26 protein-coding genes are annotated in these 24,648 nt (G+C 67.0%); 17 read left to right on the forward strand and 9 right to left on the reverse strand.

Annotated features, from left to right (window positions below; genetic code table 11):
• Positions 1-40: 40 nt before the first annotated feature.
• From hutI to hutU, 4 genes are read left to right on the forward strand one after another with little or no spacing between them, the layout of a single operon-like run.
• Positions 41-1,279, forward strand: coding sequence for an imidazolonepropionase (gene hutI / locus IM784_RS10175; protein WP_199555217.1), 1,239 nt, complete (start codon positions 41-43; stop codon positions 1,277-1,279).
• Entirely contained in the window at positions 1,276-2,802 is a 1,527-nt protein-coding gene (gene hutH / locus IM784_RS10180; RefSeq protein WP_199555218.1) for a histidine ammonia-lyase, read from the forward strand. The genes hutI and hutH overlap by 4 nt, the downstream gene beginning before the upstream one ends.
• Positions 2,799-3,611, forward strand: a complete 813-nt coding sequence (gene hutG / locus IM784_RS10185) for an N-formylglutamate deformylase (protein ID WP_199555219.1) — start codon at positions 2,799-2,801, stop codon at positions 3,609-3,611. The genes hutH and hutG overlap by 4 nt, the downstream gene beginning before the upstream one ends.
• Positions 3,608-5,266, forward strand: a complete 1,659-nt coding sequence (gene hutU, locus IM784_RS10190; protein WP_199555220.1) for a urocanate hydratase — start codon at positions 3,608-3,610, stop codon at positions 5,264-5,266. Before hutG ends, hutU begins: the two co-directional genes overlap by 4 nt.
• Before the next feature lie 31 nt (positions 5,267-5,297).
• On the opposite strand, the gene IM784_RS10195 is transcribed toward hutU, so the two are convergent.
• Complete coding sequence (locus IM784_RS10195; RefSeq protein WP_199555221.1) at positions 5,298-6,893, reverse strand: alpha-L-fucosidase; 1,596 nt, start codon at positions 6,891-6,893, stop codon at positions 5,298-5,300.
• Positions 6,894-7,041: 148 nt separating this feature from the next.
• Between IM784_RS10195 and IM784_RS10200 the strand changes: the two genes are divergently transcribed.
• Positions 7,042-7,383: a hypothetical protein gene (locus tag IM784_RS10200; protein ID WP_199555222.1), complete on the forward strand. Its 342-nt coding sequence runs from the start codon at positions 7,042-7,044 to the stop codon at positions 7,381-7,383.
• A 193-nt stretch (positions 7,384-7,576) separates the two neighbouring features.
• Positions 7,577-7,846 carry a GlsB/YeaQ/YmgE family stress response membrane protein gene (locus IM784_RS10205; protein WP_199555223.1) on the forward strand — a complete coding sequence of 90 codons (270 nt, stop codon included), beginning with the start codon at positions 7,577-7,579 and terminating at the stop codon, positions 7,844-7,846.
• A gap of 24 nt (positions 7,847-7,870) precedes the next feature.
• On the opposite strand, the gene IM784_RS10210 is transcribed toward IM784_RS10205, so the two are convergent.
• From IM784_RS10210 to IM784_RS10230, 5 genes are all read right to left on the reverse strand, one after another.
• Positions 7,871-8,920, reverse strand: coding sequence for a response regulator (locus IM784_RS10210; RefSeq protein WP_199555224.1), 1,050 nt, complete (start codon positions 8,918-8,920; stop codon positions 7,871-7,873).
• Positions 8,917-9,360 (reverse strand): response regulator, encoded by a 444-nt coding sequence (locus IM784_RS10215; RefSeq protein WP_199555225.1) that lies wholly within the window; start codon positions 9,358-9,360, stop codon positions 8,917-8,919. The genes IM784_RS10210 and IM784_RS10215 overlap by 4 nt, the downstream gene beginning before the upstream one ends.
• Positions 9,361-9,362: 2 nt before the next feature.
• The gene (locus IM784_RS10220; RefSeq protein ID WP_199555226.1) at positions 9,363-10,856 is read right to left on the reverse strand and encodes a sensor histidine kinase; all 1,494 of its coding nucleotides are present in this window, start codon (positions 10,854-10,856) and stop codon (positions 9,363-9,365) included.
• Between the two features lie 123 nt (positions 10,857-10,979).
• A complete protein-coding gene (locus IM784_RS10225) occupies positions 10,980-11,327 on the reverse strand; it encodes a hypothetical protein (RefSeq protein WP_199555227.1) in 348 nt (115 codons plus the stop codon).
• A gap of 105 nt (positions 11,328-11,432) precedes the next feature.
• Positions 11,433-12,170, reverse strand: coding sequence for a response regulator (locus IM784_RS10230; RefSeq protein WP_199555228.1), 738 nt, complete (start codon positions 12,168-12,170; stop codon positions 11,433-11,435).
• Positions 12,171-12,364: 194 nt separating this feature from the next.
• Here IM784_RS10230 and IM784_RS10235 point away from each other — a divergent pair, with 194 nt between their 5' ends.
• From IM784_RS10235 to IM784_RS10255, 5 genes are all read left to right on the forward strand, one after another.
• A complete protein-coding gene (locus IM784_RS10235; RefSeq protein WP_199555229.1) occupies positions 12,365-12,592 on the forward strand; it encodes a NepR family anti-sigma factor in 228 nt (75 codons plus the stop codon).
• Positions 12,589-13,173 carry a sigma factor gene (locus IM784_RS10240; RefSeq protein ID WP_199555230.1) on the forward strand — a complete coding sequence of 195 codons (585 nt, stop codon included), beginning with the start codon at positions 12,589-12,591 and terminating at the stop codon, positions 13,171-13,173. Before IM784_RS10235 ends, IM784_RS10240 begins: the two co-directional genes overlap by 4 nt.
• Before the next feature lie 72 nt (positions 13,174-13,245).
• A complete protein-coding gene (locus IM784_RS10245) occupies positions 13,246-14,946 on the forward strand; it encodes a sensor histidine kinase (protein WP_199555231.1) in 1,701 nt (566 codons plus the stop codon).
• Between the two features lie 54 nt (positions 14,947-15,000).
• Positions 15,001-15,174 (forward strand): DUF1328 domain-containing protein, encoded by a 174-nt coding sequence (locus tag IM784_RS10250; protein ID WP_199555232.1) that lies wholly within the window; start codon positions 15,001-15,003, stop codon positions 15,172-15,174.
• Between the two features lie 16 nt (positions 15,175-15,190).
• The gene (locus tag IM784_RS10255) at positions 15,191-15,703 is read left to right on the forward strand and encodes a Dps family protein (protein WP_235976961.1); all 513 of its coding nucleotides are present in this window, start codon (positions 15,191-15,193) and stop codon (positions 15,701-15,703) included.
• A 105-nt stretch (positions 15,704-15,808) separates the two neighbouring features.
• Here the strand turns inward: IM784_RS10255 and IM784_RS10260 are convergent, their stop codons facing one another.
• From IM784_RS10260 to IM784_RS10270, 3 genes are all read right to left on the reverse strand, one after another.
• A complete protein-coding gene (locus IM784_RS10260) occupies positions 15,809-16,132 on the reverse strand; it encodes an ArsR/SmtB family transcription factor (protein ID WP_199555233.1) in 324 nt (107 codons plus the stop codon).
• 103 nt (positions 16,133-16,235) lie between these two features.
• Positions 16,236-16,559 carry a hypothetical protein gene (locus IM784_RS10265; RefSeq protein WP_235976963.1) on the reverse strand — a complete coding sequence of 108 codons (324 nt, stop codon included), beginning with the start codon at positions 16,557-16,559 and terminating at the stop codon, positions 16,236-16,238.
• A gap of 138 nt (positions 16,560-16,697) precedes the next feature.
• Complete coding sequence (locus tag IM784_RS10270; protein WP_199555234.1) at positions 16,698-16,991, reverse strand: hypothetical protein; 294 nt, start codon at positions 16,989-16,991, stop codon at positions 16,698-16,700.
• A 261-nt stretch (positions 16,992-17,252) separates the two neighbouring features.
• Here IM784_RS10270 and IM784_RS10275 point away from each other — a divergent pair, with 261 nt between their 5' ends.
• The 6 genes from IM784_RS10275 to mnmH all read left to right on the forward strand — a co-directional run bounded on the left by IM784_RS10275 (position 17,253) and on the right by mnmH (position 24,534).
• Complete coding sequence (locus IM784_RS10275) at positions 17,253-18,641, forward strand: cytochrome ubiquinol oxidase subunit I (RefSeq protein ID WP_199555235.1); 1,389 nt, start codon at positions 17,253-17,255, stop codon at positions 18,639-18,641.
• A complete protein-coding gene (locus IM784_RS10280) occupies positions 18,638-19,645 on the forward strand; it encodes a cytochrome d ubiquinol oxidase subunit II (RefSeq protein ID WP_199555236.1) in 1,008 nt (335 codons plus the stop codon). The genes IM784_RS10275 and IM784_RS10280 overlap by 4 nt, the downstream gene beginning before the upstream one ends.
• A gap of 76 nt (positions 19,646-19,721) precedes the next feature.
• Complete coding sequence (locus IM784_RS10285) at positions 19,722-21,026, forward strand: OmpP1/FadL family transporter (protein WP_199555237.1); 1,305 nt, start codon at positions 19,722-19,724, stop codon at positions 21,024-21,026.
• A gap of 99 nt (positions 21,027-21,125) precedes the next feature.
• Positions 21,126-22,427: a M20/M25/M40 family metallo-hydrolase gene (locus IM784_RS10290; RefSeq protein ID WP_199555238.1), complete on the forward strand. Its 1,302-nt coding sequence runs from the start codon at positions 21,126-21,128 to the stop codon at positions 22,425-22,427.
• Positions 22,424-23,467 (forward strand): selenide, water dikinase SelD, encoded by a 1,044-nt coding sequence (gene selD / locus IM784_RS10295; RefSeq protein ID WP_199555239.1) that lies wholly within the window; start codon positions 22,424-22,426, stop codon positions 23,465-23,467. The genes IM784_RS10290 and selD overlap by 4 nt, the downstream gene beginning before the upstream one ends.
• The gene (gene mnmH, locus IM784_RS10300) at positions 23,464-24,534 is read left to right on the forward strand and encodes a tRNA 2-selenouridine(34) synthase MnmH (protein ID WP_199555240.1); all 1,071 of its coding nucleotides are present in this window, start codon (positions 23,464-23,466) and stop codon (positions 24,532-24,534) included. The genes selD and mnmH overlap by 4 nt, the downstream gene beginning before the upstream one ends.
• The last annotated feature ends 114 nt before the right edge of the window (positions 24,535-24,648 follow it).

The following is a 24,648-nucleotide window of genomic DNA, read 5'->3' on the forward strand; positions in this document are numbered from 1 at the left end:
AGATAACAGTGCAATCCTGGCCCCCTCGGGAGATTCGGACATGCGGTGCGACAGGCTCTGGAAAGATGCGCGGCTGGCGACGATGGCGGGCGAAGGCCCCCACTTCGCCAAGCATGCCATCGTCGAGGGCGGCGTCATCGCTGCAGCGGAGGGTCGCATCCTCTACGCCGGTCCGGCAGCCGACGCGCCCGCCTTTGAGGCTGCCGAGACCATCGCCTGCGAGGGCCGCTGGATCACTCCAGGCCTAATCGACTGCCACACCCATCTCGTCCACGCCGGCAACCGCGCGCACGAGTTCGAACTGCGGCTGGCGGGCGCCTCCTACGAGGAAATTGCCCGCGCCGGCGGCGGCATCGTCTCCACCATGCGCGCCACCCGCGCCGCCACCGAGGCCGAACTGGTCGATAGCGCCTTGCCGCGCCTCGACGCCCTCCTCGCAGAGGGCGTCACCACCATCGAGATCAAGTCCGGCTACGGCCTCACCCGCGACGCCGAAATGAAGATGCTACGCGCTGCCCGGGCGCTCGGCGAAGCCCGCCAGGTCCGTGTCCGAACCACCTTCCTCGCCGCCCACGCCCTGCCGCCCGAATATGCCGGAAACAGCGACGCCTATATCGACGCCGTCTGCACCGACATGCTGCCCGCCGCCGCCAACGCCGGCCTCGTCGACGCCGTCGATGCCTTCTGCGAAGGGATCGGCTTCACCCCCGCCCAGACCGCGCGCGTGTTCGACGCCGCCCGCCACCTGGGCCTGCCGGTAAAGCTCCACGCCGAACAACTCTCCAACCTCCACGGCGCGCAACTCGCCGCCAAGGCAGGCGCTCTCTCCGCCGACCATCTCGAACATCTCGACGCCGACGGAATCGCCGCCATGGCCCGCGCCGGCACCGTCGCCACGCTGCTGCCCGGGGCCTTCTACTTCACCCGCGAAACGCAGCTGCCCCCCGTCGACGCGCTCCGCGCCGCCAACGTCCCCATCGCCATCGCCACCGACTGCAACCCCGGCACCTCGCCGCTCACCTCGCTGCTGCTGGCGATGAACATGGGCGCCACGCTGTTCCGCCTGACGGTCGACGAATGCCTCGCCGGCGTCACCCGCAACGCCGCCCGCGCCCTCGGCCTCGCCGGCGAAACCGGCACGCTGGAACCCGGCAAGAGCTGCGACCTCGCCATCTGGAGCGTCGAGCGCCCGGCCGAGCTTGTCTATCGCATTGCCGCCAACCCGCTGCACACCCGCGTCTGGCGCGGCCTGTCAACCGATAGGGAGACCCTGGCGTGAGCCTGATTCTAAAGCCCGGAGCCGTCAGGCTGGCACAATGGCGCGCCATCTATCGCGGCGCAGCCGTCACCCTCGATCCCGCCTGCGCGCCGCTGGTCGCCGAAAGCGCTGCCGCCGTCGCCCGCATCCTCGCCCGCGGCGCACCGGTCTATGGCATCAACACCGGCTTCGGAAAGCTCGCCAGCCTCCGCATCGGCGACGCCGACCTCGCCACGCTTCAGCGCAACATCGTCCTCAGCCACGCCGCCGGCACCGGCCAGCCATCGCCCACCGCCATCGTCCGGCTGATGCTGGCGCTGAAGCTCGCCAGCCTCGCCCAGGGCGCCTCTGGCGTGCAGCCCGAAACCATCGCCCTGCTGCAGGCCATGCTGCGCCTCGGCCTCACGCCCGTGGTGCCGTCGCAAGGCTCGGTAGGCGCCAGCGGCGATCTCGCCCCGCTCGCCCACATGGCAGCGGCGATGATCGGCGTCGGCGAGATGGAGGTCGCCGGCCAGCGCCTCCCCGCCGCCGCCGCGCTGCAAGCCGCCGGCCTCACGCCGCTCACCCTCGGCCCGAAGGAAGGCCTCGCCCTCCTCAACGGCACGCAATTCTCCACCGCCAACGCGCTCGCCGGCCTGTTCGAAGCCGAGCAGCTGTTCCAGTCCGCCCTCGTCACCGGCGCGCTCGCGACCGAGGCGGCGAAAGGCTCCGATACCCCCTTCGATCCGCGCATCCACGCGCTGCGCCGCCAGCCCGGCCAGATCGAGACGGCCGATGCGCTGCGCCGGCTGATGGCCGGCTCCGCCATCCGCGCCAGCCATCTGGAAAATGACGCCCGCGTGCAGGACCCCTATTGCCTGCGCTGCCAGCCGCAGGTGATGGGCGCAGCGCTGGATATCATGCGACAAGCCGCCACCACGCTCGCCACCGAGGCAAACGGCGTCTCCGACAATCCGCTGATCTTCCCCGACACCGACGAGGCGCTCTCCGGCGGCAATTTCCACGCCGAACCCGTCGCCTTCGCCGCCGACATGCTGGCGCTGGCCCTGTGTGAAATCGGTTCCATCACCGAGCGCCGCATCGCCATGCTGGTCGATCCGGCGCTCTCCGGCCTCCCCGCCTTCCTCACCCCCCGCCCCGGCCTCAACTCCGGCTTCATGATTCCGCAGGTGACCGCAGCCGCCCTCGTCTCCGAGAACAAGCAGCGCGCAACCCCCGCCAGCGTCGATTCCATCCCGACTTCCGCCAATCAGGAGGACCATGTCTCGATGGCCGCGCATGGCAGCCGCCGCCTGCTGGAGATGGCCGCAAACGCGCAGGCCGTCGTCGGAATCGAGCTGCTCGCCGCCGCACAGGGCTGCGATTTCCACGCCCCTTTGCGCTCCAGCCAGCACCTCGAAAACGCCCGTGCAACCCTCCGGGCCAAGGTGCCGATGCTGCAGGACGACCGCCACTTCCACCCCGACATGGAGGCCGCCAACGCCCTCATCCGCTCCGGCGCATTGATCGCCTCCACCGGCGCAGATCTCCCCACCCTCGCATGAACGACTTCCTGCAAATCCATCGCGGCACCGCCCCGCTGGTGATCGGCCTGCCGCACACCGGCACCGACATTCCGGTCGATATCGAGGCGCAGTTCGTCTCGCCCTGGCTCGCCCGCAAGGACGCCGACTGGTGGGTGGACCGGCTCTACGCCTTCACTGCCGACATCGGCGCCACCCTCGTCCGCACCCGCATTTCCCGCAGCGTGATAGACGTGAACCGCGATCCCTCCGGTGCGTCGCTCTATCCGGGGCAGACCACCACCGAACTCTGCCCCAGCACCACCTTCGATGGCGAACCGCTCTATAGCGGCGAAACCCCCGGCGACGCCGAAATCGCCCGCCGTCGCGCTGCCTATTTCGATCCCTACCACGCCGCCCTGTCCGCCGAACTGGCCCGCCTGCACGCTGCCCACGGCAAGGTCGTCCTCTACGACGCCCACAGCATCATCAGCCATGTCCCGCGCCTGTTCGAAGGCGAACTTCCGGTCTTCAACATCGGCACCAACGGCGGCGAAACCTGCGACCCGGCATTGGAATCCGCAGTCGTCGCCGCCACGAAATCCACCGGCCGCACCCATGTCCTGAACGGCCGCTTCCGCGGCGGCTGGACAACCCGCCACTATGGCCGCCCAGCGGACGGCTATCACGCGATACAGATGGAACTGGCGATGCGCGCCTATCTCTCCGAGCCCGCCAGACCGGGTCCGGAAAACTGGCCGCCGCCGTTCGATCCGGCAACGCCTGTCATCGCCGATCTCAAAACCATCCTCGCCGCCTGCCTAGCCTTCGCCACGGAGCCCAGCACATGACCCGTCTCGACAACAGCCGCATCATCCGCCCGGCGACCGGCACGGAACGCACCGCGAAAAGCTGGCTCACCGAAGCGCCCCTGCGCATGCTGATGAACAACCTCCACCCCGACGTGGCAGAGCGCCCCGAGGAGCTGGTCGTCTATGGCGGCATCGGCCGCGCGGCGCGCGACTGGGAAAGCTATGACAAGATCGTCGAAACCCTCCGCCGCCTCAACGACGACGAGACCCTCCTCGTCCAGTCGGGCAAGCCCGTAGGTGTCTTCCGCACCCACGCCGATGCCCCGCGCGTGCTGATCGCCAACTCCAACCTCGTCCCGAAATGGGCAAACTGGGAGCATTTCAACGAACTCGATAGGCGCGGCCTCGCCATGTACGGCCAGATGACGGCGGGCAGCTGGATCTACATCGGCACCCAGGGCATCGTGCAGGGCACCTATGAAACCTTCGTCGAAATGGGCCGCCAGCACTATGGCGGCGACCTCTCAGGCCGCTGGCTGCTGACGGCGGGCCTAGGCGGCATGGGCGGCGCGCAACCGCTGGCGGCGGTGATGGCCGGCGCCTCCTGCCTCGCCATCGAATGCCAGCCAAGCCGCATCGAAATGCGCCTGCGCACCGGCTATCTGGACCGCGCAACCGACAGCCTCGACGACGCGATGGAGATCGTCACCGGCGCCAGAACCCCAACCTCCGTCGGCCTGCTCGGCAACGCCGCCGAAATCCTCCCCGAGCTGTTCCGTCGCGGCGTCCGGCCCGATCTGCTCACAGACCAGACCAGCGCCCACGATCCGGTGAACGGCTATCTGCCCGCCGGCTGGACAGTCGCCGAATGGATCGAGAAGCGGGAGCGTGACCCCGAAGCGGTCGCACGGGCGGCCAGGGCATCGATGGCCACCCACGTCCGCGCCATGCTCGATTTCCAGTCCGCGGGCGTCCCCACCGTCGATTACGGCAACAACATCCGCCAGGTCGCGAAAGACGAGGGCGTCACCAACGCCTTCGATTTCCCCGGCTTCGTCCCCGCCTACATCCGCCCGCTCTTCTGCCGCGGCATCGGCCCCTTCCGCTGGGCCGCGCTCTCGGGCGACCCGCAAGACATCTACAAGACCGACGCCAGGGTGAAGGAGCTGCTGCCCGACAACGCCCCGCTGCACCGCTGGCTCGACATGGCGCGGGAGAAGATCAGGTTCCAGGGCCTCCCCGCCCGCATCTGCTGGGTCGGTCTGGGCGATCGCCACCGGCTCGGCCTCGCCTTCAACGAAATGGTCGCCAGCGGCGAACTCAAGGCACCCGTCGTCATCGGCCGCGACCACCTCGACAGCGGCTCCGTCGCCAGCCCCAATCGCGAGACGGAGGCCATGCGCGACGGCACCGACGCCGTCTCCGACTGGCCGCTGCTCAACGCCCTCCTCAACACGGCCAGCGGCGCCACATGGGTGTCGCTGCACCACGGCGGCGGCGTCGGCATGGGCTATTCCCAGCACGCCGGCATGGTCATCGTCGCCGACGGGACGGAGGCAGCCGCCCGCCGCCTCGAACGCGTGCTCTGGAACGATCCCGCCACCGGCGTCATGCGCCACGCCGACGCGGGCTATGAAATCGCGCTGGATTGCGCCCGCGACAAGGGCCTCGACCTGCCCGGCATCCTCGGCTGATCGCGCTCGCCGCCGCCGCAATAAGCCGGCTCTAGATCAGCCCCGGCCCCTCCAACCGCAAGACCGGCACAAACTCCCCATCCCGCTTCGCCGGCAAAGTCACTTCCAGCCCGCCCGCTCCCATCCGGAACGGCAGCGCTCCGCGCCCCAGCAAGGTCACCCGCTCCACCGGCAAACCCGCTAGCGACACCACCCGCGAAGGCCGCTCCGGCCAGCCCAGAAACGCCGCATAGAGCTTCCCGTCGCGCGCCGTGAAGCGCACATCCTTGGCTGTGAAAGCGCTCGCCTTCTCCTCGTTCTGCATCCCTTCCACCGCCTGCGTCGGCCCTTCGCCAAAGCGCCTCCACGGCCGGCTGGCAAACACCGCCTCGCCGTTCACCGCCATCCAGCGCGTCATCGCGTCCAGGATCTTCTCCTCCTCGTCGTCGATGCTGCCGTCGCCGCGCTGCGGAATGGAAAGCAGCAGATTGCCGTTCTTCGAAACGACATCCAGCAGCCGCTGCACCACCTGCTCTGCACTCTTGTAGCCCTTCCGGAGATACAGCGGCCGATCATAGTGCCAGCTGCCGATGCAGGTGCAGGTCTGCCACGGCTCGGCGCGAATCCCCTCCACGAAACCGCGCTCGACATCGTCGGTAATCGCGCGCCGCTGTTCCGCCGACAGCTTTTTTCCCGTCAGCACCACATCCATCCGCCCGCGCCGGGCGATCGACTGGTTATAATAATGCGCCGCCGCCTCCAGCCCATATTGCTCCAGCGGCAGGGCGTGATTATCCATATAGACAAGGTCGGGATCGTAGCGCTCGACCAGCTCCTTCTGCCGGGCCAGCCAGTTAGGTGCGAAGCCGGGGTTGTTCGTCGGCACCGTCTCCAGCCACTGCCCGTCGTTCGCCTCGTGCCAGGCGTTCATCTCGGCAATGCTGCGGATGCCGTCGGGGATAACCATCGACGGCCCGGTGTAAAGCTCCTGCGGGTCCAGCCCCTCCCACCACTTGCCGGCACCATCGGCCTTGCGCAGCCGATAGGCATCATAGCGCACCCCCGCCAGCGGCCCTTCCGCATCATATCCATAGGCGGTCTGCCACCAGTGCCAGGCGTGCGAGCTGTGGTTGGAAACGCCGAACTTCAGCCCGGCGTTGCGCACCGCCTTTTCCCAGGTGCCGACTATGTCCTTTCCCGGCCCCGTGCGCACGCTGTTCCAGGCGTGATGGCTGCTCTGGAACAGGTCCATATTGTCGTGGTGGTTCGCCATGGAGACGATATATTTCGCCCCCGCTGCCTTGTAGCGCTCGGTCAGCCGCTCCGGCTCCCATTTGTCGGCTCGCCAGCGGCCGATGAACTCCATGAAGCCGAACGACGACGGGTGACCCCAGGTCTTCACATGATGCGCGTAGAACGGGTTGCCCTGCATATACATCTGCCGGCCGTACCAGTCGCCGAACTCCGGCACGCACTGCGGTCCCCAGTGCGACCACAGCCCCAGCTTCGCATCCCGGAACCAGTCGGGAACGCGGGCATGTTCGGCGAGCGACGCCCAGCTCGGCTGCACCGGGCCGCCGCCCGCCGCCATCGAAGGCGCTGCCGCCAGCCCTGCTCCTGCCGCCAGAACCGCCCGTCGCGATAGCATCCGCCTCTCCCCTCAGTTTTCCTGTTACCGCTAACGCGATGGCAATCGTTCCGCAATCGGGAACCTTTGCCTCCTTCCCCGGTTCAGCCCGGTAACGGCCGACAAATTCGGTCGCGCGCGACCTGTGTCAGAGGGAAGAGGACAGGATATGAAGATCCAGCTTATTTCAGCAGCGATGCTGCTCGGCCTTGCAGCCTGCAACCAGTCGGCCACCGAAAAGAAGGCCGACGCCATCGAGGAAAACGCCGACGCCACCGCAGACGCCATCCGCGACAACGCCGAAGTTCAGGCCGATGCGCTGGAGAACAAGGCCGATTCGGTTGAGGCAACGGGCGACAGCATGACGGCGACCGGCGAAGCCAGGGCCGATGCGGCTGCCGCCAACATGGAAACGCAGGCGGATAACATTCGTGCCCAGGCCGAGGCCAAGGCCGATAACGTCGAAGCGAAGGGCGATAACAAGGCAGAAGCCGTCCGCGATCAGAAGTAACAGCTTCGATCAAGGCGTCCCCATCCCCCCGGGGGCGTCATGAGGGGGGCGGCATCCGCAAGGGTGCCGCCCCTTTTTCGTGCGATGGAACAATATCTGCGGCCAGACGTTCTTTCCGCAGGTTCAAAAAGGACCGACCAAAATGGGCCGGCTCCAAAGGCCGATCCCCGAAGTCCCACATGGAGGGAAGCAGATGACCTGGATTATCATTTTGATTGTTGGCGGCGTCCTCGGTTGGCTCGCCAGCATCGTCATGCGTACCGACGGCCAGCAGGGCCTTATCATGAACGTCATCGTCGGCATTCTGGGCGCAGTCCTTGCCGGCTGGTTCCTGACCCCGCTGCTGGGCGGCGCACCGATCACCAGCGGCGCCTTCGATATCCGCTCGCTGCTGGTTTCCTTCCTGGGTGCGGTGGTCCTTCTGGGGATCGTCAACCTGATCCGTCGCGGCAGCGTCCGCTAGGCCATAAAGTCTCCCGGCCGGCTCTCACCCGGCCGGGAACTTCAGCACCGCCCGCGTGCCCTGCTCGGCCGGTTCATAGCGCAACTCGGCCTTCAGGCTCTTCGACATCGCCTGGATGATCCGACGGCCAAGGCCGGACCCGCGCACCTGCCCCTGCGCAAAGCCCACCCCCTCATCGGCGACCACCAGCAGCAGGGTGTCTTCGTCCTCCCGTCGCAAGCTCACCGCGATCTCGCCGCCGAAGCCATCCGGATAGGCATATTTGCAGGCGTTGGTGACCAGCTCCGACAGCACCACCCCCAGCGCAATCGCCTTGTCGGTGGGCATCAGCACCGTCTCCGCCTGCAGCCGGATCGCCGTCACCCCGCATTCGTCGGCGACCGTGGCGCGCAGCTCGTCGACCAGCCCCTGCAGGTAAGAGCTCAGCTCCACCCGCCCGACATCCTCCGACGTATACAGCCGCCGGTGCACCTGCCCCACCGCCGCAATCCGCCGCTTCAGGTCCATCACTGCATCGCGACCGTCGCCCTCGGGCATCTGTGCCGCCTGCAGATGGGCAAAGCTCGAAACCAGCGCCAGGCTGTTCGCCACCCGGTGGTTCACTTCCTGCAGCATCGCCTCGGCACGATCCCGCGCGGCGGCGATCTCCGCCTGCGCCGCCGCTTGCGCCCGCCGCGCCCGCTGGTTCACCACCGCCTGCCGGATGGTTTCCCCCAGCAGGTCAAAGAACACCCCGCCCAGGTCCTTCAGCACATAATCCGCCGCGCCCGCCTTCAGCGCCGTCACCGCAACTTTCCCCTCGTCGGCGGCAGTCACATAGATAACTGGCGGCGGCTGCTTGCGTCGGCAGATGGCGTCCAGCGTCTCCGGCCCGGACATGCCCGGCATCACATGGTCCAGCGCCACTGCATCGAACGGCCCTCCGCCCGCTTCCACGGAGTCCAGCGCCTGCAGGCCGGCCGCGCCGTCGGTCGCATGCACCACGTCAAAGCCCTGCCGGGTCAGCGCGCGCGTCACCAGCCGGGCAAAGGCGGCGTCGTCGTCGATATAGAGCAGTCGCAGTTTCGCGCTCATGCGTTGGGCTCTGGCACCTGCATCACGGACAGGAACAGCCCCAGCTGGCGGATTGCAGTGGCAAACTGGTCATAGTCCACCGGCTTGGTGATATAGACGTTCGCCCCCAGATCATAGCAGCGCTGGATTTCCCGGGCGTCGTCGGTCGTCGTCAGCACGATCACCGGAATCCGCCGCAACCGCGCATCCGCCTTCAGCCGCTCCAGGATGGTGACCCCGCTCATATCGGGCAGGTTCAGGTCCAACAGCACCAGCAGCGGGCATTCATCCGCCGCCAGCCCGCTCGACAGCTTCTCCATGGCAGAGGTGCCGTCGGCCACATGGACGATTTCGTTGCACACGCCGGCGCGCCGGATGTTCTTCTCGATCAGACGGGCATGGCCCATGTCGTCCTCGATCATCAGGATCGTCACATGGCGATGGTTCTTGCTGTCAGGCATCTTCACTCCTCTGCCACCCAGGTCTGCGGCAGTTTCTTCGGCAGGGTTACAAGGAACCGGCTCCCCTCTCCGGACATGCTTTCCAGCGATATGCTGCCGCCCAGCCGTCGCGCAAGCGCCCGCACATGCGCAAGGCCAATTCCCTCGCCCTGCCGATCCTGCACGCCGGCCCGGCGGAAAGGCTCGAATACCCGCTCCTGATCGGCGGGGGCGATGCCGCGGCCATTGTCGGCAACGCTTACCCGCACCTTGCTGCCCAGATCCTCTGCCGTGATGTCGATCGTCAGCGGCACGCTGTCCCGCCGGTATTTCACGGCATTGTCGATCAGGTTGGCGAATATCTGCTCCAGCGCAAACCGGTCGCTTTCGATCTCGGGCATGGGCCCCACCGTCAGCTGCGCCTCCGTCTCTGAAAGCTGCGCCTGCTGCGTCACCGCCAGTCCGCCCAGCAGCGCCGAAAGATCGACACGCTCCGCAGCCAGTGTCCGACGCCCCGTGCGCGAAATGGAGAGGATGGCCTTGATCAGGCGGTCCATCCGCGCGGTAGAGGCGCGGATGAACGCCAGCGCTTCGGGAAGCTCCGCCGACAGCGCCTCGCGCTCGCTGTCCGCCAGCAGGCCGGGCGCTTCCCGCTCCAGCCGCTCCACCAGCTGGGCCGCCTGTCCCTGCACTTCCTCCAGCTCGGCGGAAAATCCCATGATGTTCACCAGCGGGCTGCGCAGGTCGTGGCTGACGATATAGGCAAAGCGCTGGATCTCCTCATTCGCCTCGGCAAGATCCTGCGTCCGTTCGGCGACCCGATCCTCCAGCCCGCCCATCAGCCGGCGCACCTCCGCGTTCGCCGTCTCCAGCTCCGCCGCCCGGCGGCGCAGCGTGGTGATGGAAAGCCCCACCAGCATCGCCGCCATACCCAGCCCGCCAACCCCGATGATCAACACCCAGTCGCCGCTGGCGTCCGCACTCGCCCGCCGCTGCGCCAGCAGCGCATTCTCATCGTCCGTCATCTGCTGCAGGATGTTGCGGAAATCCTCGGTCAGCTCCAGTCCGACCAGCTGCCGGCCGGCGCCCCCCTTCACGTCGCCCGTGTCGGCCATCCGGCCAACCGTATCCCACTCGGCCTGCCGCGCCGCCAATACCTGCCGCATCTTCTGCACGCGCGCCTGCTGCGCGCTGTTGTCCAGCGTCATCCGGCCAAGCCGGTCGACATTGGGCCAGATATCGGCGCGCGCCCGCTCATAGCGCTGGCGAAAGACCGGATGCCCGGTCAGCAGATAGCCACGCTGTGCCGAATTGGCCTCGGTCACGGCAATGTGCAGCGCCGCACCCGCCGCCAGCACCTCCAGCGTATGCGCCACGCTGGCATTCTGTTCCGCGTTCAGCCGCACCATCCGCACGGTCATCGCGCCAGCCAGGATCACCAGCAGCAAGCCAAGCCCCAGCGTCCACCATTCGGCGATATGCCGGCGGGAGATGGGCGTTTTCCCCAGCATGTTCATGCGCTTCGGCTATCCATGATCGTCACTCTGCACCGCAAGCCAGCCCAGGCAAGGGCGGCCGCCCCCAGACGCAAAAAAATGCCGGCGGTCAAGACCGCCGGCAGTTCAGGGTCGCTCCTGTCCTCAGGCAGCGCGCAGCCGCTGCCACCAGCGCCGGGGTGTCGGCCCCTCGCTGTCGGATTCCGTCTCCAGAGTCTGTATCGCCATGCGGATGCGGTCCAGCAGCTCGGCATCCGCATCCTGCAGCGCCGGATCGGTCGGCGTCATGCCTTCCTGATCGGCCACCTGACGGTCGGTCAGGTCCTGCTCCCATTCCGTCAGAAAACGCTTCTTCTGGGCGTGCGACAATCCGGGATCGGCCACAATGGCTTCCGGATCTGCATAATAGGCCGCAGGATCGGTCAACGCCGTTTCGAAATCGTCGCCCTCGCTCGCGATATCCCGCGCCTCGGCGCTTGTGCTCTTGATCATCGCCCAGCTCCCTCGCGAACCTTGTTCCGGTACCGCCTCCAGACCCGCAGGGGAGCGGCCGGAGGCGGCATCACAACAACCTTTGCGGGCGCCGATTGTTCCCGGTCAGGCGGCGGGCGCAAGCTCCGGATAGCGCGCCATCAGCGCCTGCCCGATGGTCGCCACCACCGTTTCCGGTTCGAATGGCTTGGTAACCAGGAAGGTCGGCTCGGGCCGCTCTCCGGTCAGCAGGCGCTCGGGATAGGCGGTGATAAAGATCACCGGCACATCGAAGCGCTCCAGAATGTCCCTGGCGGCATCCAGCCCCGAAGAACCGTCGGCCAGCTGGATATCGGCCAGCACCAGGTCGGGCCGAACCCGCTCGGCCTCGGCCACCGCTTCGTCGCGGGTCATCGCCGTCGCCGCCACGTCATGGCCCATATCCTCCACGATCTGCTCCAGATGCATGGAGATCACCGGCTCATCCTCGATGATCAGCACGCGAGAGCGGATCGCGGCGGCAATTTCCGCGCGCGCACTGGCCACCGCCTGCGCCACGTCGGCCTGCTCTATCCCAAGAATGGCGCCCGCATCTTCCATGCCGAACCCTTCCACCGCCGTCAGCAGCAGCGCATGGCGGCCCGCGTTCGGCAGCCCGCCGGCCTGCTGGTGCGGAGACCAATAGGCGTGGAACAGCCGAAACAGATCGCGCTTGGGGTGGGTCGTGCCAGCCAGCGTGTCCGGCGCCTCCACCAATGTTTCCAGCACCGCGCGGACATAGGCGTCCCCGCTCTTCTGCGATCCGGAAAGCGCCCGCGCATAGCGCCTAAGATAGGGCAGCTGCGGTCCCAGAAGGTCTCGCATCGAACTCGTATTGCCCATCATGTCCCCTCTGGCGTGAAATTGTTCCGCACAAAAACCGCGTGCCTTGGGAAAAGTTCCGCAGCCCTGAGAAAAGTTTGCGGAACTTTACCGGCCATGGTCCGTTCCCGGTCAGACAGTGCACAACGGCCGCGTGACATGTAGGTGCGTGGCAGGCGGATTTCAGGGGTCTGATTATGGATAACCACAAGCGTCCGGAGCCTTCGGGGCCGGAATTGAAGGCGGCAGACGTTCCGCGCGGCCGGACAGCGCCGGGAAAGGCCGACCCAATCGCAGACGGGCTGCGCCGGCTGTGGGCCGATGCCGAGGCCGAGCCGATCCCCGATGATTTCCTCGACATCCTCGATCGTGTCGACGCCGCGCGTGCCACGCCGACCAATTCCCAGTCTGAGGGCCAGGCATGATGGCCACCGCAGAAAGGCCGGCCGAAGGCCGCGGTGCCTCGAACGACGCCCGCTTCCGCGCCGATCTCGTCGCCATCGTCCCGTCGCTGCGCGCGTTCGCCCGCGGCCTCTGCGGCAACCGCGATCTCGCCGACGATCTCGCGCAAGAGGCGTTGGTAAAGGCCTGGGCCGCACGCGACAGCTTCACCCCCGGCACCAACTTCCGCGCCTGGATCTTCCGCATCCTGCGCAACCATTTCTACACCGTGGCCGTCGTCGCCCGCCGGTTCGTGCCCTACGATCCCGATGTCCCCGCCCACACCCAGCATAGCATGCCCACGCAGGGCGGCGGCATCCTGCTCGCAGATCTGCAGCGCGGCCTCTCCACCCTGCCGGCAGAACAGCGCGAAGCGCTGGTGCTGATGGAATCCGGACTGCAGTGGGAGGAAATCGCCGACGTGATGGATTGCCCGCTCGGCACCGTCAAAAGCCGCATAACCCGCGGCCGCACCGCACTGAAGCGCTACATGGATGGCCCCGAAGACCAACCGTCGCGACCTGCTCGCGCCGAAAGATCCGATCCCTCGCTTCCGGCTACCTGACAACCGGTGCCGTACGAGCGGATCTCCCTTCCCGGTCTGGATGGAATAACCCGCCGCAGCGGGATCCGCAGGGTGTTGCTCATCATCCTCGCGGTTTCGCTGCTGCCACTCGCCATCCTCGCCACCTGGAACGGCGTCGCCCGCATCCGCCTCGATGCGCAGGAGCAGCAGCAGAAACTGGCCGAGGCGGCAGCCCTGACGGCCTCGTCAGAGCTGAACGTCATCCACGCCGCCCAGGGCATCCTCACCCTGCTTTCCGCCAACCCCGATGTCCGTTCGTCCGATGCCGAACGCTGCAGCAAGCCGCTCGCCACCATCGTCGGCGCCTTCCCGGTCTATTCCTATCTCACCTTCATCGACGCGGACGGACGCATCCGCTGCGCCAGCAATCCCGAAGCCATCGGCGGCGACATCACCCATTATCCCTATTGGGCGCAGATGCCTCGCACGCATTTCAACGTCTCCAAGCCGCTCTATGGCGAATTCTCGAAGCGCGAGGTGCTGTGGGCCATGCTCCCCGTCAACGGCCCGGACGGAGAGTTCGAGGGCGTGCTCAGCGCCTCCATCGATCTCGCCTGGCTGAAGCGGCTGATCGCCACCCGCAACTCGCGGGACGATACCATCGTCCTTCTCGTCGACGGCAACGGACGGGTGGTCGCCTCCAGCCGCCCGGTCAGCTGGAGCCGCATCCCCCTGCCGACCGACAGCAGCAACGCCCGCTCCGTCCGCGACAGCCAGGGCCAGATCTGGGATTATGCCGTCGCCCCGCTGCACGTCGGCACCGCAGATCTGAAGGGCAAGGCGACAGGCGCCTCCTACAATATCATCTACGCCGCACCGCAGCCGGGCGTCTTCGGCCCGCGCTGGTGGATCGCCGCTTCCACCTTCGCACTTCCGGTGCTGGCGCTGTTCCTCGCCTCGGTCGCCATCTGGTTCGGCGCCAATCGCGCCATCCTGCGCTGGATCGGCCATCTGGGCCGGCTGGCGCACGACATCGGCGAAGGCAAGCTGCGCACCGGCGACGATCGCTTTGCCGCCGCGCCCGACGAGATCCGCGGCCTCGCCGCCGATCTCCACGGCATGGCCCGCGCCATCTCCGAACGCGACAAGCAGGTGTCCGACAATCTCAGCTACCAGCGCGCCCTTACGTTCGAGCTGCACCACCGCGTCCGCAACAACCTGCAGATCATCGCCAGCTATGTGCGCCTGCAGATCGACTCCCTTCCCAAGGACAACCGCGCGCCCGGCCTCGAAAACCTGCGCCTGCGCGTCGGGGCCCTCGCCCTCGTCCACCGCCTGCTGTTCGACAGTTCGGAAAATGCCGCACTGTCCACCTCGCGGCTGGTCGAACCGCTCTGCCGCCTGCTCAGCCAGGACGACGGCGTCTTCGCCGGCTTCAACATCCTGTGCGAGATCGAGGACCATGCCGTGGTGATCGACACCGCCATCCCGCTCACGCTGTGGATCGTAGAGGCCGCAGACCGGCTCGCGCTCCGCGGGTGTCCAGGCGGCAGCGGAGAGATCGTGATCTCGCTGAATGCGGGCGAGAAGGGCCTCACCATTGGCGTCGAAGGCTCCGGCCTCGGCCCCGCCATCCCGCCCGAACGCGCCGCTGCCCGCCTGCTCGACAACATCTCCCGCCAGCTGGGCGGCCGCCTCGAACAGGTGGAGCTCAGCGCCAGCGCCGCCGCCATCACCATCCACCTCGGCAATCGCCCCTATTCCGGGAACAATCCCGAAGCGCCTCCGTTGGAAACCCACAGCACAGACTGATCGTCCCAGAGACGGCCGTTCTGAAGATACATGTTTCACGGAAGGAGAATTGCCATGCTCGGATGGGCACTGGGCTTTCTGGCCATTGCGCTTCTGACAGCGCTGTTCGGCTTCGGCGGGATCGCCACCGCTTCCGCCGGAATCGCACAGATTCTGTTCTACATCTTCATTGCGCTCTTCGTGATCGGCATCATCGCCTCGATGGTCCGTGGCCGAAGCCCGCTATAGTAAAAAGGCTCCGATAATGGCTACGCAGATGAAACGCACCGACACGCACGAAGGCGCCGCCTTCAAGCCGAAAACCGGACTTTCCGCCGGCGCCTATGCAGCCGTCGCAGACGCGATGGGGCATGTGCTCGCCGACAGCTACCAGATGTTCATCAAGACGCAGGGCGTCCACTGGAACGTCGCCGGGCCGAACTTCTTCGGCCTGCACAAGCTGACGGAAGCCCAGTATGAGGATCTCTATGCGGCGATCGACAAGATCGCCGAACGGATCCGCGCCCTCGGCCAGCCGGCGCCCGCCAGCTATACCAGCTATGGCAAGATGGGCCGTATCCGCGACGAGGAAGGCGATGGCGATGCCGACAAGCAGGTGAGCATGCTCATCCGCGACAACGGCCTGCTCTGCCAGACCCTGCGCGAGGCGGTGGATGTCGCCGAAAAGAACAACGACGTCGTCACCGCAGACCTGCTCACCGGCAGGCTCGCCCAGCACGAGCAGAACAGCTGGATGCTGCAGATGATCGTGAACTGATTTCCCTCGGCGCCCCGCGCCGCAAGACGCCAGCTTTTCCCGATCGCGCCCCCCTGATCGGGAAACAGCGAAGGGGCCGGTGACGAGGGGTCGCCGGCCCCTTCTTCATGCCTTCTCCACCAGCGCCGCCAGGCGGTCGGTGCGGGCTTCCCAGAGGTTCCGCTGCGCCGCCAGCCAGGCTTCCGCCTCGGCCAACCGCTCCGGCCGCAGGGCGCAGGTGCGCACCCGCCCGTCCTTGCGCGTCTGCACCAGTCCCGAGGCTTCCAGAACCTTCAGATGCTTCAGAAAGGTCGGCAGCCCGATCCGGAACGGCTGCGCCAGCTCCTTCACGCTGGCAGGGCCCGCCCCCAGCCGCGCCAGCATTCCCCTGCGGGTCGGGTCCGCCAGTGCATGATAGGCCGAATCGAGATGCGCGAGATTGTTTGCCATATGGCGAACTTTATCCAATGGTTCGCCAACCGGCAATCTATTTCCACAAACAAAAAAGGGCCGCTGCGCTCCCCGCGCAGCGGCCCTTTTCACATGTGACGCCTCAGTTCGAAGCGCTGCCGTCGTCGCCCGGCTTGGTCACGCTCACCGTCGGCACCTCAATGGTCTTTTTCTCGGTGCCCACGTTCACGTCCGCGGTTTCAACCTGCACCGTCGGCACTTCGCCACCGGTCACAGCCACCTCAGGTGCTTCCAGCTTGCCCGACGTATCGACGTTGAACAGCCCCAGCGCCCAGGCTATCGCCAGCGCCAGCACCGCCACCAGAACCACGCCGAAGATCACCCCGCCCGGTCCACGCTCCTCGCGATAGACCATTTCCCGGCGCTCCGGCTCCACATAAACCTTGTCTTCCCGATGCGTTGCCATTTCGGCCTCCTCTGATCATCTGCACATGCAACGCCCCGCGCCCCCGCATTGTTCCACCAGAAAAGAGGCCCGGCGCCTTCCTGCACCGGGCCTCTCCCCTCTCTCGCGACCCTGCAGGCCGTCAGGAGACCGTACGGCCTATTTCTGCGGGACGAGCTTGCCGTCAGCGCCGATCTTCACCGGCACCCGCTTGCCGCCATGCATGGCAGTGCCCTTCCAGCCGTCGCCATCCTTCGAAAGTCCCTGCAGATCGGTATAGCCCGAAGCCGAAAGATCGGCACGGATACGCGCCTCATCGGGGCCGGCAGCAGGCGGCGCCGCAGGTTCCGCCATCGGCATGTTGGCAGGGTTGGCGGGCGGGGTCTCGGTCACCTGCGCCGCAGCGCCGGTGGCAACCAGCGCTGCCATCGCAGCAATCATCAACTTCGTCATGGCTTTATTCTCCGTTCATAGTCGGGGCATTCAGCCTCCGGAAAGAAGAACCGCAGCAGCCCCAGGCAGTTCCGGCAGTTCGTCGGCCATAAAGGGCGCTGTATCTGCTTGTAGGGATGCGCCCGCCGTCTCGCATAAGCTCGGGCGCGCAGTCGCGCTTGCGAACCCATCGGGTTCCGGGCTGCGACCCCATGAGGCCTTGCGTCCGCGCGCCCACAGGCCCAGCATCCCCAAAATGGCGAAGCACAACCACCGGAGACCATGATGTCAGAGCTCAGTCCTCTGCTCCTCTCGCGCATCCAGTTCGGCGCAAACATCAGCTTTCACATCCTGTTCCCCACCATCACCATCGCGCTCGGCTGGATGCTGCTGGGGATGAAGCTCGCCTACAACCGCAGTGGAAACTTCGCCTGGATGGAAGCCTACCGCTTCTGGGTGAAGGTCTTCGCCCTCAGCTTCGCGATGGGTGTCGTCTCCGGCATCACCATGAGCTTCCAGTTCGGCACCAACTGGCCCGGCTTCATGGAAAAGGTCGGCAATGTCGCCGGCCCGCTCCTTGCCTATGAAGTCCTCACCGCCTTCTTCCTGGAGGCGGTGTTCCTCGGCATCATGCTGTTCGGCTTCCGCCGCGTTCCCGATTGGGCGCACACCGGCGCCACGCTGCTGGTGGCGGGCGGCACCACCCTGTCCGCCTTCTGGATCATCGCGCTGAACAGCTGGATGCAGACCCCCACCGGCCACGAAATCCGCGACGGCGTCGTCCACGCCGCCGATTGGTGGGCGGTCGTCTTCAACCCCTCCATGCCCTATCGCCTGATCCACATGCTGCTCGCCTCGGGCCTCACCGTCGCCTTCCTGCTGTCGGGCGTATCGGCGTGGCGCTGGCTGCGCGGAGACCAGACCGAAGCCGTCGCCAAGGTGCTGAAGGCAGGCGTCCTCACCGCCGCCGTCCTCATCCCCATCCAGATCTTCGCCGGAGACCAGCACGGCCTCAACAGCTTCCATCACCAGCCGGCCAAGGTCGCAGCGATGGAAGCAAACTGGGACACCGCCGAAAACGTCCCCCTCATCCTCTTCGCCTGGCCCGACGAGGCGCAGCGCAAGAACCATCTGGAAATCGCCGTCCCCTCCGGCGCCAGCCTCATCCTCACCCACCGCGCCGACGGCACCGTCCCCGGCCTCAACGATTTCCCCGGCAAGCACCCGCCGGTAAAGCCCGTCTTCTTCGGCTTCCGCGTCATGGTCGGCATCGGCCTGCTGATGCTCGCCGTCTCCTGGGCAGGCAGCTTCCTGATGCGCAGGCGCGGCCCCGAGGCGCTGCCCAAATGGCTGCTCTACACCCTCGTCGGCATGACCTTCGCCGGCTGGATCGCCACGCTGGCCGGCTGGTACGTCACCGAAATCGGCCGGCAGCCGTGGCTCGTCACCGGCATCCTCACCACGGCAGACGCCGTCGCCAAGGTGCCGGCGCCGATGGTCCTCTCCACCCTCCTCCTCTACCTCGCCACCTATGTCGCGCTGCTCGCGGCCTATATCGTCACGCTCTTCCACCTCGCGAAGAAGGCCGGCGACGCAGGCCCGCCAGAGGATGAGCGCGAGATGTTTCCGCCCGTCCTCACCCCCGAAGCTGTGCCGGAGGGTCGCCCATGAACCCGTTCCTCCCGGCCGAATGGCTGCCCGTCATCTTCGCCGGGCTGATGGGCATTTCCATCCTGCTCTACGTCATCCTCGACGGTCTCGACCTCGGCATCGGCATCCTCTCGCTGGGCCAGTCCAACGAGCACCGCGACAGCATGATCTCCTCCATCGGCCCCTTCTGGGACGCCAACGAAACCTGGCTGGTGCTGGCGATCGGCCTGCTGCTGGTCGCCTTCCCGCTGGCGCACGGCATCATCCTCACCGCGCTCTACCTGCCGGTGGCGCTGATGCTGATCGGCCTCATCCTGCGCGGCGTCGCCTTCGAGTTCCGGGTAAAGGCCCCCGCACACAAGAAGCCGCGCTGGAATTTCCTCTTCTTCGCCGGCTCGCTTCTCGCCTCGCTCACGCAGGGCTGGATGCTGGGTGCCTATATCCTCGGCTTCGAAAACGGCCTCATCCCCACCCTGTTCAGCCTGCTCACAGCCATCTGCCTCACCGCCGGCTACGCCTTCATGGGCGCCTGCTGGCTGATCCACAAAAGCACCGGAGTCCTGCAGCGCAAGGCGATCCACTGGGCGGAAATCACCCTGCTGGCGGTCGGCGTCGGCTTTGCCGCCATCTCGATTGCCTCGCCGCTCGCGTCCCCCCGCGTCTTCGAACGCTGGTTCGAGCTGCCGCAGCTGCTCTGGCTGGCGCCGTTGCCTGTCCTCGCCGGCGGCATCTTCCTCTGGCTCTGGAGCTTCCTGCGCAAGCTGCCGCTCCCGCAAGACCGTCTGAACTGGCTGCCGCTGGCGGCAGCCGCGCTGCTCTTCACGCTCGCCTTCCTCGGTCTCGCCTACAGCTTCTTCCCCTATATCGTGCCGGATAGACTGACCCTCGCCCAGGCCGCCTCCGCGCCTGAAGCCCTCTCCATCATCCTCATCGGCACGCTCTTCGTGCTGCCGGTAATCCTCGCCTATTCGGTGCTCGCGCACTGGGTGTTCCGGGGCAAGGCAACGGAGCTGACCTACCACTGAATGCTTGACGAAAGCCGTTAACGGTCGCAACCGGGGCATAACCGGAGCACAGGGGCGGGCCACAGGAGTTTCTGCAATGTATCGTCCATTCAAGGGCGCGTTTGCCGCCGCGATTGTCGCATCCGTCCTCATCGTCGCCCCCGCCCACGCCAGCGGCTTTGCCCTGCGCGAAACCTCGCCCGGCGCGCTTGGCCGCGCCTTTGCAGGCGATGCGGCGATGGCCGATTCCGCCTCCATCGTCTGGGCGAACCCGGCCGGCATGACACGGCTGGACAAGTTCACCGTCACCGGCGGCGCCCACCTGCTGTTCGTGAATTCCGGCCAGACAGACACCGGCACCACCCGCACCATCCCCGGTGTCCCCACGGCCGTCCCTACCGGCGGCGGCAACGGCGGCAACCCCTTCGATCCGGTGATCCTCATCCCCACCCTCTATGCGGTGATGCCCGTTTCGGATCGGCTGTCGCTCGGCATGGGCATCAACGCCCCCTTCGGTCTGAAGGTCGAATATGACGACGGCTGGTTCGGCCGCTACGACAGCCTCAGGTCCGAACTGGTAACCTACAATGTCCAGCCCTCGGTCGCCTACCGCATCAACGATTTCCTGTCCGTCGGCGCCGGTCTCGACATCCAGTATATCGAGGCGGATCTCAGCAACGCGCTCCCCAACCTGTCGCCGCTGCAGCCCGACGGTTTCCTGCGCATCAAGGGCGACGATGTCTCCGTCGGCTGGAACCTCGGCGTGCTCGCAGACCTGGAAACCATGCGCTTCGGCATCCACTACCGCAGCCGCGTGAAGCACACGCTTGATGGTTCGCTGCAGATCTCCGGCCTGCTCGGCCCGCTCGCCGCGCAAAACAGCGACCGCGACGGCAAGGCCCCCATCACCATGCCCGACAGCCTCACCTTCTCGGCGATGGTGTCGCCCGCAGAGGGCTGGCGCATCCTGGGCAGTGCCGAATGGGTGAACTGGTCGGTGTTCGACGCCATCCGCGTCAACGTCGACGGCCAGACGGCCGTCACCTCGCCGCAGAACTACAAGGACAGCTGGAGCTTCAGCCTCGGCGGCGCGCATGATTTCTCCGACAAGGTCACCGCCCGCGTCGGCATCGCGATGGACGCCACCCCCACCACCGACATGTTCCGCAGCACGCGCGTGCCGGATGGCGACCGCACCTGGCTCACCACCGGTCTCAGCTGGCACGCCAGCGACAGCATCGAAGTCCGCGCCTCCTACGCGCATGTCTTCGTCACCGCCGAAAATCTCGACCGCGCCGACGGCTTCTTCGAAGGCACCCCGGCGGCTATCGAAAGCCACATCCGCTCGCGCAACACCGGCAACGTCAACATGATCGGCGCCGACGTCACCTTCCACTTCTAGGCGCAGGGCGCCACCCCCGCCGAACAGGTCGCCCCGCACTTGATCCGGGGCCGCCATGCGCAGAAAACCGGGCCTTCCGCATCCTGAAAAAGGGCAATCATGATCCGCCACCTGCTCGCCGTTTCCCTCCTTGCGCTTGCTACGCCGGCCGCCGCCGCGCTCAGCCCGGCCGAGCAGAAGATGATCGAAACGGTCGACGCCAACGCCGAAGCGCAGATCGCCTTCCTCGAAAAAATGGTGAACCAGAACAGCGGCACGCTGAACCTGGAAGGCGTGAAGAAAGTCGCCGACATGGTCCGCCCGGAGCTTGAGAAGCTGGGCTTCACCGTCACCTGGACCCCCACCCCCGAAACTGCCCGCGCCGGCCATCTGACGGCGGTTCACAAAGGCAGGAAGGGCACGAAGAACCTCCTGCTGATTGCCCACCTCGACACCGTGTTCGAGCCCGATCACCCGTTTCAGACATGGAGCCGCGCGGGCAATATCGCCACGGGCCCCGGCGTCGGCGACGACAAGGGCGGCATCTCCGTCATCCTCGCCGCGCTGCAGGCGATGCACGCCGCCGGCACGCTGAAGAACGCCAATATCGAAATCGCCCTGACCGGAGACGAGGAAGACGCCGGCACCCCGCGCAGCGCCGCCCGCGCCCAGCTGATCGCCGCCGGCAAGCGCGCCGACGCCGCGCTCGACTTCGAAAATCTCTCCCGCGAAAATGGCCAGGACATGGGCTCCATCGCCCGCCGCTCGTCCAACACCTGGGAACTTTCCACCACCGGCCGCGCCGGCCACAGCAGCGGCATCTTCACCCAGCGCACGGGCGACGGCGCCATCTTCGAATTGAGCCGCATCCTCACCGCCTTCCGCACCGAGCTCCCCGAGCCCAGCCTCACCTTCAACGTTGGCCTCGTCTCCGGCGGAGACACCGCCGTGCTCGCAGACGAAGGCACCCGCGGCACGGCCACCGGCAAATCCAACATCATCCCGCAAATCGCCTACGCCATCGGCGATTTCCGCACCCTCTCCGACGAGCAGACCCAGCGGGTGCGGGCTAAAATGCAGGCCATCGTCGCGAGGAACAGCCCCGGCACCACTGCGGCGATCAAGTTCCAGGAAGGCTATCCGCCAATGGCCCCGACCGAGGGCAACCGCGCCCTGCTCGCCCGCCTCAATGCCGTCAACGCCGATATGGGCCTGCCGCAAATGCCCGAGCTCGACCCGCTGAAGCGCGGCGCCGGCGACATCGGCTTCGTCGCCCGCGATGTCGACGGCCTGGTCGGCCTCGGCCCGTCGGGCAGCGGCAGCCACGCGCCCGGTGAAACCGTCGATCTCGACAGCATCTCGAAGCAGGCGAAGCGCGCCGCCATCCTCATGAGCAGGCTCTCCACAGAGAAAGCGAAGTGACGGCACCCCGCCTCACCAGCCTCTCCCACGGCGGCGGCTGCGGCTGCAAGCTGGCGCCTGCGGTCCTGCAGGACATTCTCGCCGGAATGCCCGCCGCCCAGCCGTTTGCCAACCTGCTGGTCGGCACCGAAACCTCCGACGACGCCGCCGTCTGGCGCCTGAACGACACGCAGGCCCTGGTCGCCACCACCGATTTCTTCATGCCGATGGTCGACGATCCGCGCGATTTCGGCCGCATCGCCGCCACCAACGCCCTCTCCGACATCTACGCGATGAGCGGCACCCCCATCCTGGCGCTCGCCATCGTCGGCATGCCGGTGAACCAGCTCCCGGTGGAAAGCATCCGCGCCATCCTCGAAGGTGGCGCCTCGATCTGCGCCGAAGCCGGAATTCCGCTCGCCGGCGGCCACTCGATCGACAGCGTGGAACCGATCTACGGCCTCGTCGCCCTCGGCCTCGTCCACCCCGAAAAGCTGCTCGCCAATCGCAATGCGCAGCCCGGCGACACGCTGATCCTCACCAAGCCGCTCGGCGTCGGCATCCTCTCCGCCGCCTTCAAGCGCGATCTGCTCGACACGCAAGCCTATGCCGCGATGATCGCCTCCACCACCCGCCTCAACCGCTTCGGCGCCAACCTCGCCGACACCCCCGGCGTCCACGCGCTCACCGACGTCACCGGCTTCGGCCTCCTGGGTCACGCGCTGGAAATGGCCCGCGGCGCCAACCTCCGCATCGAGCTCGACGCCGCCGCCCCTGCCTTCCTCCCCTCTGCCGAAGCCCACGCACAGGCCGGCATCCGCACCGGCGCCTCCACCCGCAACTGGGAAAGCTATGGCGCCGACGTCACCCTGCCGGCAGATTTCCCCCTCTGGCGGCGCGACCTCCTCACCGATCCGCAAACCAGCGGTGGCCTGCTGATCGCGGTTGCCCCCGAGCAGGCCGAAGCCCTCACCGCCCGCGCCAGGGGCGAAGGCTTCGCCGAAACCCGCATCGTCGGCCGCGTAGCGCACGGCCCGGCAGGCGTAACCGTCCGCGCATGATCCGCACCACAATCGACGTCTCTCCGGCCGCCCGCGCCCGCCACCACGCCATCCTCGACGTCCGAAGCCCGGCCGAATTTGCCGAAGACCACCTCCCCGGCGCCATCAATCTCCCCGTCCTCGACAATGCCGAGCGCGCCGAAGTCGGCACCCTCTACGTCCAGACCTCCAAATTCCTCGCCCGCCGCCTGGGTGCCGCCAGGGTCGCCCGCAACATCGCCACCCACCTCGAAACCCCACCGCTCTGCGAACAGCAAGCGGGCTTCCAGCCGCTCATCTATTGCTGGCGCGGCGGCCAACGCTCCAACGCCATGGCAACGGTGCTCGCCCAGGTCGGCTGGCCGGTCACTCTGCTGACAGGCGGCTACAAGACATGGCGCCGCCACGTCGTCACCGCGCTGCACACCGCCGATTCACCGCTGGCGCTTCCGCCGGTGATGCTGATCGAAGGCCCCACCGGCAGCGGCAAGACCGCCCTCCTGTCCGCTCTCGCCGCCATTGGCCAGCAGACGGTGGACCTCGAAGCGCTGGCCGGTCATCGCGGTTCCCTGTTCGGCGCCACAAACGCCCCGCAGCCGTCGCAGAAACTATGGGAAAGCCGCCTCCTCGCCGCGCTCGAACCGCTCGACCCCAGCCGCCCGCTCTTCCTCGAGGCCGAATCCAGCCGCATCGGCAACCTTGCCGTCCCCCCACGCCTCTGGGCCGCGATGCAGCAAGCTCAACGCATTACCGTCAACGCCCTCCTCGAAGACCGCGCCCGCCACACCGTCGAAACCTACACGGAAATCGCCGCAGACCGCGCCGCCCTCCTCGAAGCCGTCTCCCGCCTGCCCCGTAACCACAGCCGCGAAGCCCGCGCCCGCTGGCAGTCGCTCGCCGAAGCCGGAGACCTCCTCCCCCTCGCCGCAGACCTGATGCGCATCCACTACGATCCGGCCTACGCCCGCAGCATGGCCCGCCGCCCCGGTGCACCGCTGGCCGAAATCCCGCTGACGCTCACCCCGGAAGGCCTCGCCCAGGCCGCCACCCGCATTGCCACACTCGCTGTCCAGGACGTGAACCCCTAAATGGAAGGCATTTTGACGCGGTTTTCAGCCCCGAGACGAGTGAGCAAGCGCAGACCGGCTACCTGAAGGTAGCTGGCAAGCGCAGCGAGCGCTGGATCGGGTCTGAAAACCGCG

Origin of the sequence: Sandaracinobacteroides hominis (assembly GCF_016464365.1) — a bacterium.
Classification (GTDB): Bacteria; Pseudomonadota; Alphaproteobacteria; order Sphingomonadales; family Sphingomonadaceae; genus Sandaracinobacteroides; species Sandaracinobacteroides hominis.

Bases quoted from the DNA above. Each gene is read 5' to 3' on its own strand.
- hutI (WP_199555217.1), top strand. From the start codon at position 41: ATGCGGTGCGACAGGCTCTGGAAAGATGCGCGGCTGGCGACGATGGCG.
- hutG (WP_199555219.1), top strand. From the start codon at position 2,799: ATGAACGACTTCCTGCAAATCCATCGCGGCACCGCCCCGCTGGTGATC.
- hutU (WP_199555220.1), top strand. From the start codon at position 3,608: ATGACCCGTCTCGACAACAGCCGCATCATCCGCCCGGCGACCGGCACG.
- IM784_RS10195 (WP_199555221.1), bottom strand. From the start codon at position 6,893: ATGCTATCGCGACGGGCGGTTCTGGCGGCAGGAGCAGGGCTGGCGGCA.
- IM784_RS10200 (WP_199555222.1), top strand. From the start codon at position 7,042: ATGAAGATCCAGCTTATTTCAGCAGCGATGCTGCTCGGCCTTGCAGCC.
- IM784_RS10205 (WP_199555223.1), top strand. From the start codon at position 7,577: ATGACCTGGATTATCATTTTGATTGTTGGCGGCGTCCTCGGTTGGCTC.
- IM784_RS10210 (WP_199555224.1), bottom strand. From the start codon at position 8,920: ATGAGCGCGAAACTGCGACTGCTCTATATCGACGACGACGCCGCCTTT.
- IM784_RS10215 (WP_199555225.1), bottom strand. From the start codon at position 9,360: ATGCCTGACAGCAAGAACCATCGCCATGTGACGATCCTGATGATCGAG.
- IM784_RS10220 (WP_199555226.1), bottom strand. From the start codon at position 10,856: ATGAACATGCTGGGGAAAACGCCCATCTCCCGCCGGCATATCGCCGAA.
- IM784_RS10225 (WP_199555227.1), bottom strand. From the start codon at position 11,327: ATGATCAAGAGCACAAGCGCCGAGGCGCGGGATATCGCGAGCGAGGGC.
- IM784_RS10230 (WP_199555228.1), bottom strand. From the start codon at position 12,170: ATGCGAGACCTTCTGGGACCGCAGCTGCCCTATCTTAGGCGCTATGCG.
- IM784_RS10235 (WP_199555229.1), top strand. From the start codon at position 12,365: ATGGATAACCACAAGCGTCCGGAGCCTTCGGGGCCGGAATTGAAGGCG.
- IM784_RS10240 (WP_199555230.1), top strand. From the start codon at position 12,589: ATGATGGCCACCGCAGAAAGGCCGGCCGAAGGCCGCGGTGCCTCGAAC.
- IM784_RS10250 (WP_199555232.1), top strand. From the start codon at position 15,001: ATGCTCGGATGGGCACTGGGCTTTCTGGCCATTGCGCTTCTGACAGCG.
- IM784_RS10255 (WP_235976961.1), top strand. From the start codon at position 15,191: ATGGCTACGCAGATGAAACGCACCGACACGCACGAAGGCGCCGCCTTC.
- IM784_RS10260 (WP_199555233.1), bottom strand. From the start codon at position 16,132: ATGGCAAACAATCTCGCGCATCTCGATTCGGCCTATCATGCACTGGCG.
- IM784_RS10265 (WP_235976963.1), bottom strand. From the start codon at position 16,559: ATGGCAACGCATCGGGAAGACAAGGTTTATGTGGAGCCGGAGCGCCGG.
- IM784_RS10270 (WP_199555234.1), bottom strand. From the start codon at position 16,991: ATGACGAAGTTGATGATTGCTGCGATGGCAGCGCTGGTTGCCACCGGC.
- IM784_RS10275 (WP_199555235.1), top strand. From the start codon at position 17,253: ATGATGTCAGAGCTCAGTCCTCTGCTCCTCTCGCGCATCCAGTTCGGC.
- IM784_RS10280 (WP_199555236.1), top strand. From the start codon at position 18,638: ATGAACCCGTTCCTCCCGGCCGAATGGCTGCCCGTCATCTTCGCCGGG.
- IM784_RS10285 (WP_199555237.1), top strand. From the start codon at position 19,722: ATGTATCGTCCATTCAAGGGCGCGTTTGCCGCCGCGATTGTCGCATCC.
- IM784_RS10290 (WP_199555238.1), top strand. From the start codon at position 21,126: ATGATCCGCCACCTGCTCGCCGTTTCCCTCCTTGCGCTTGCTACGCCG.
- mnmH (WP_199555240.1), top strand. From the start codon at position 23,464: ATGATCCGCACCACAATCGACGTCTCTCCGGCCGCCCGCGCCCGCCAC.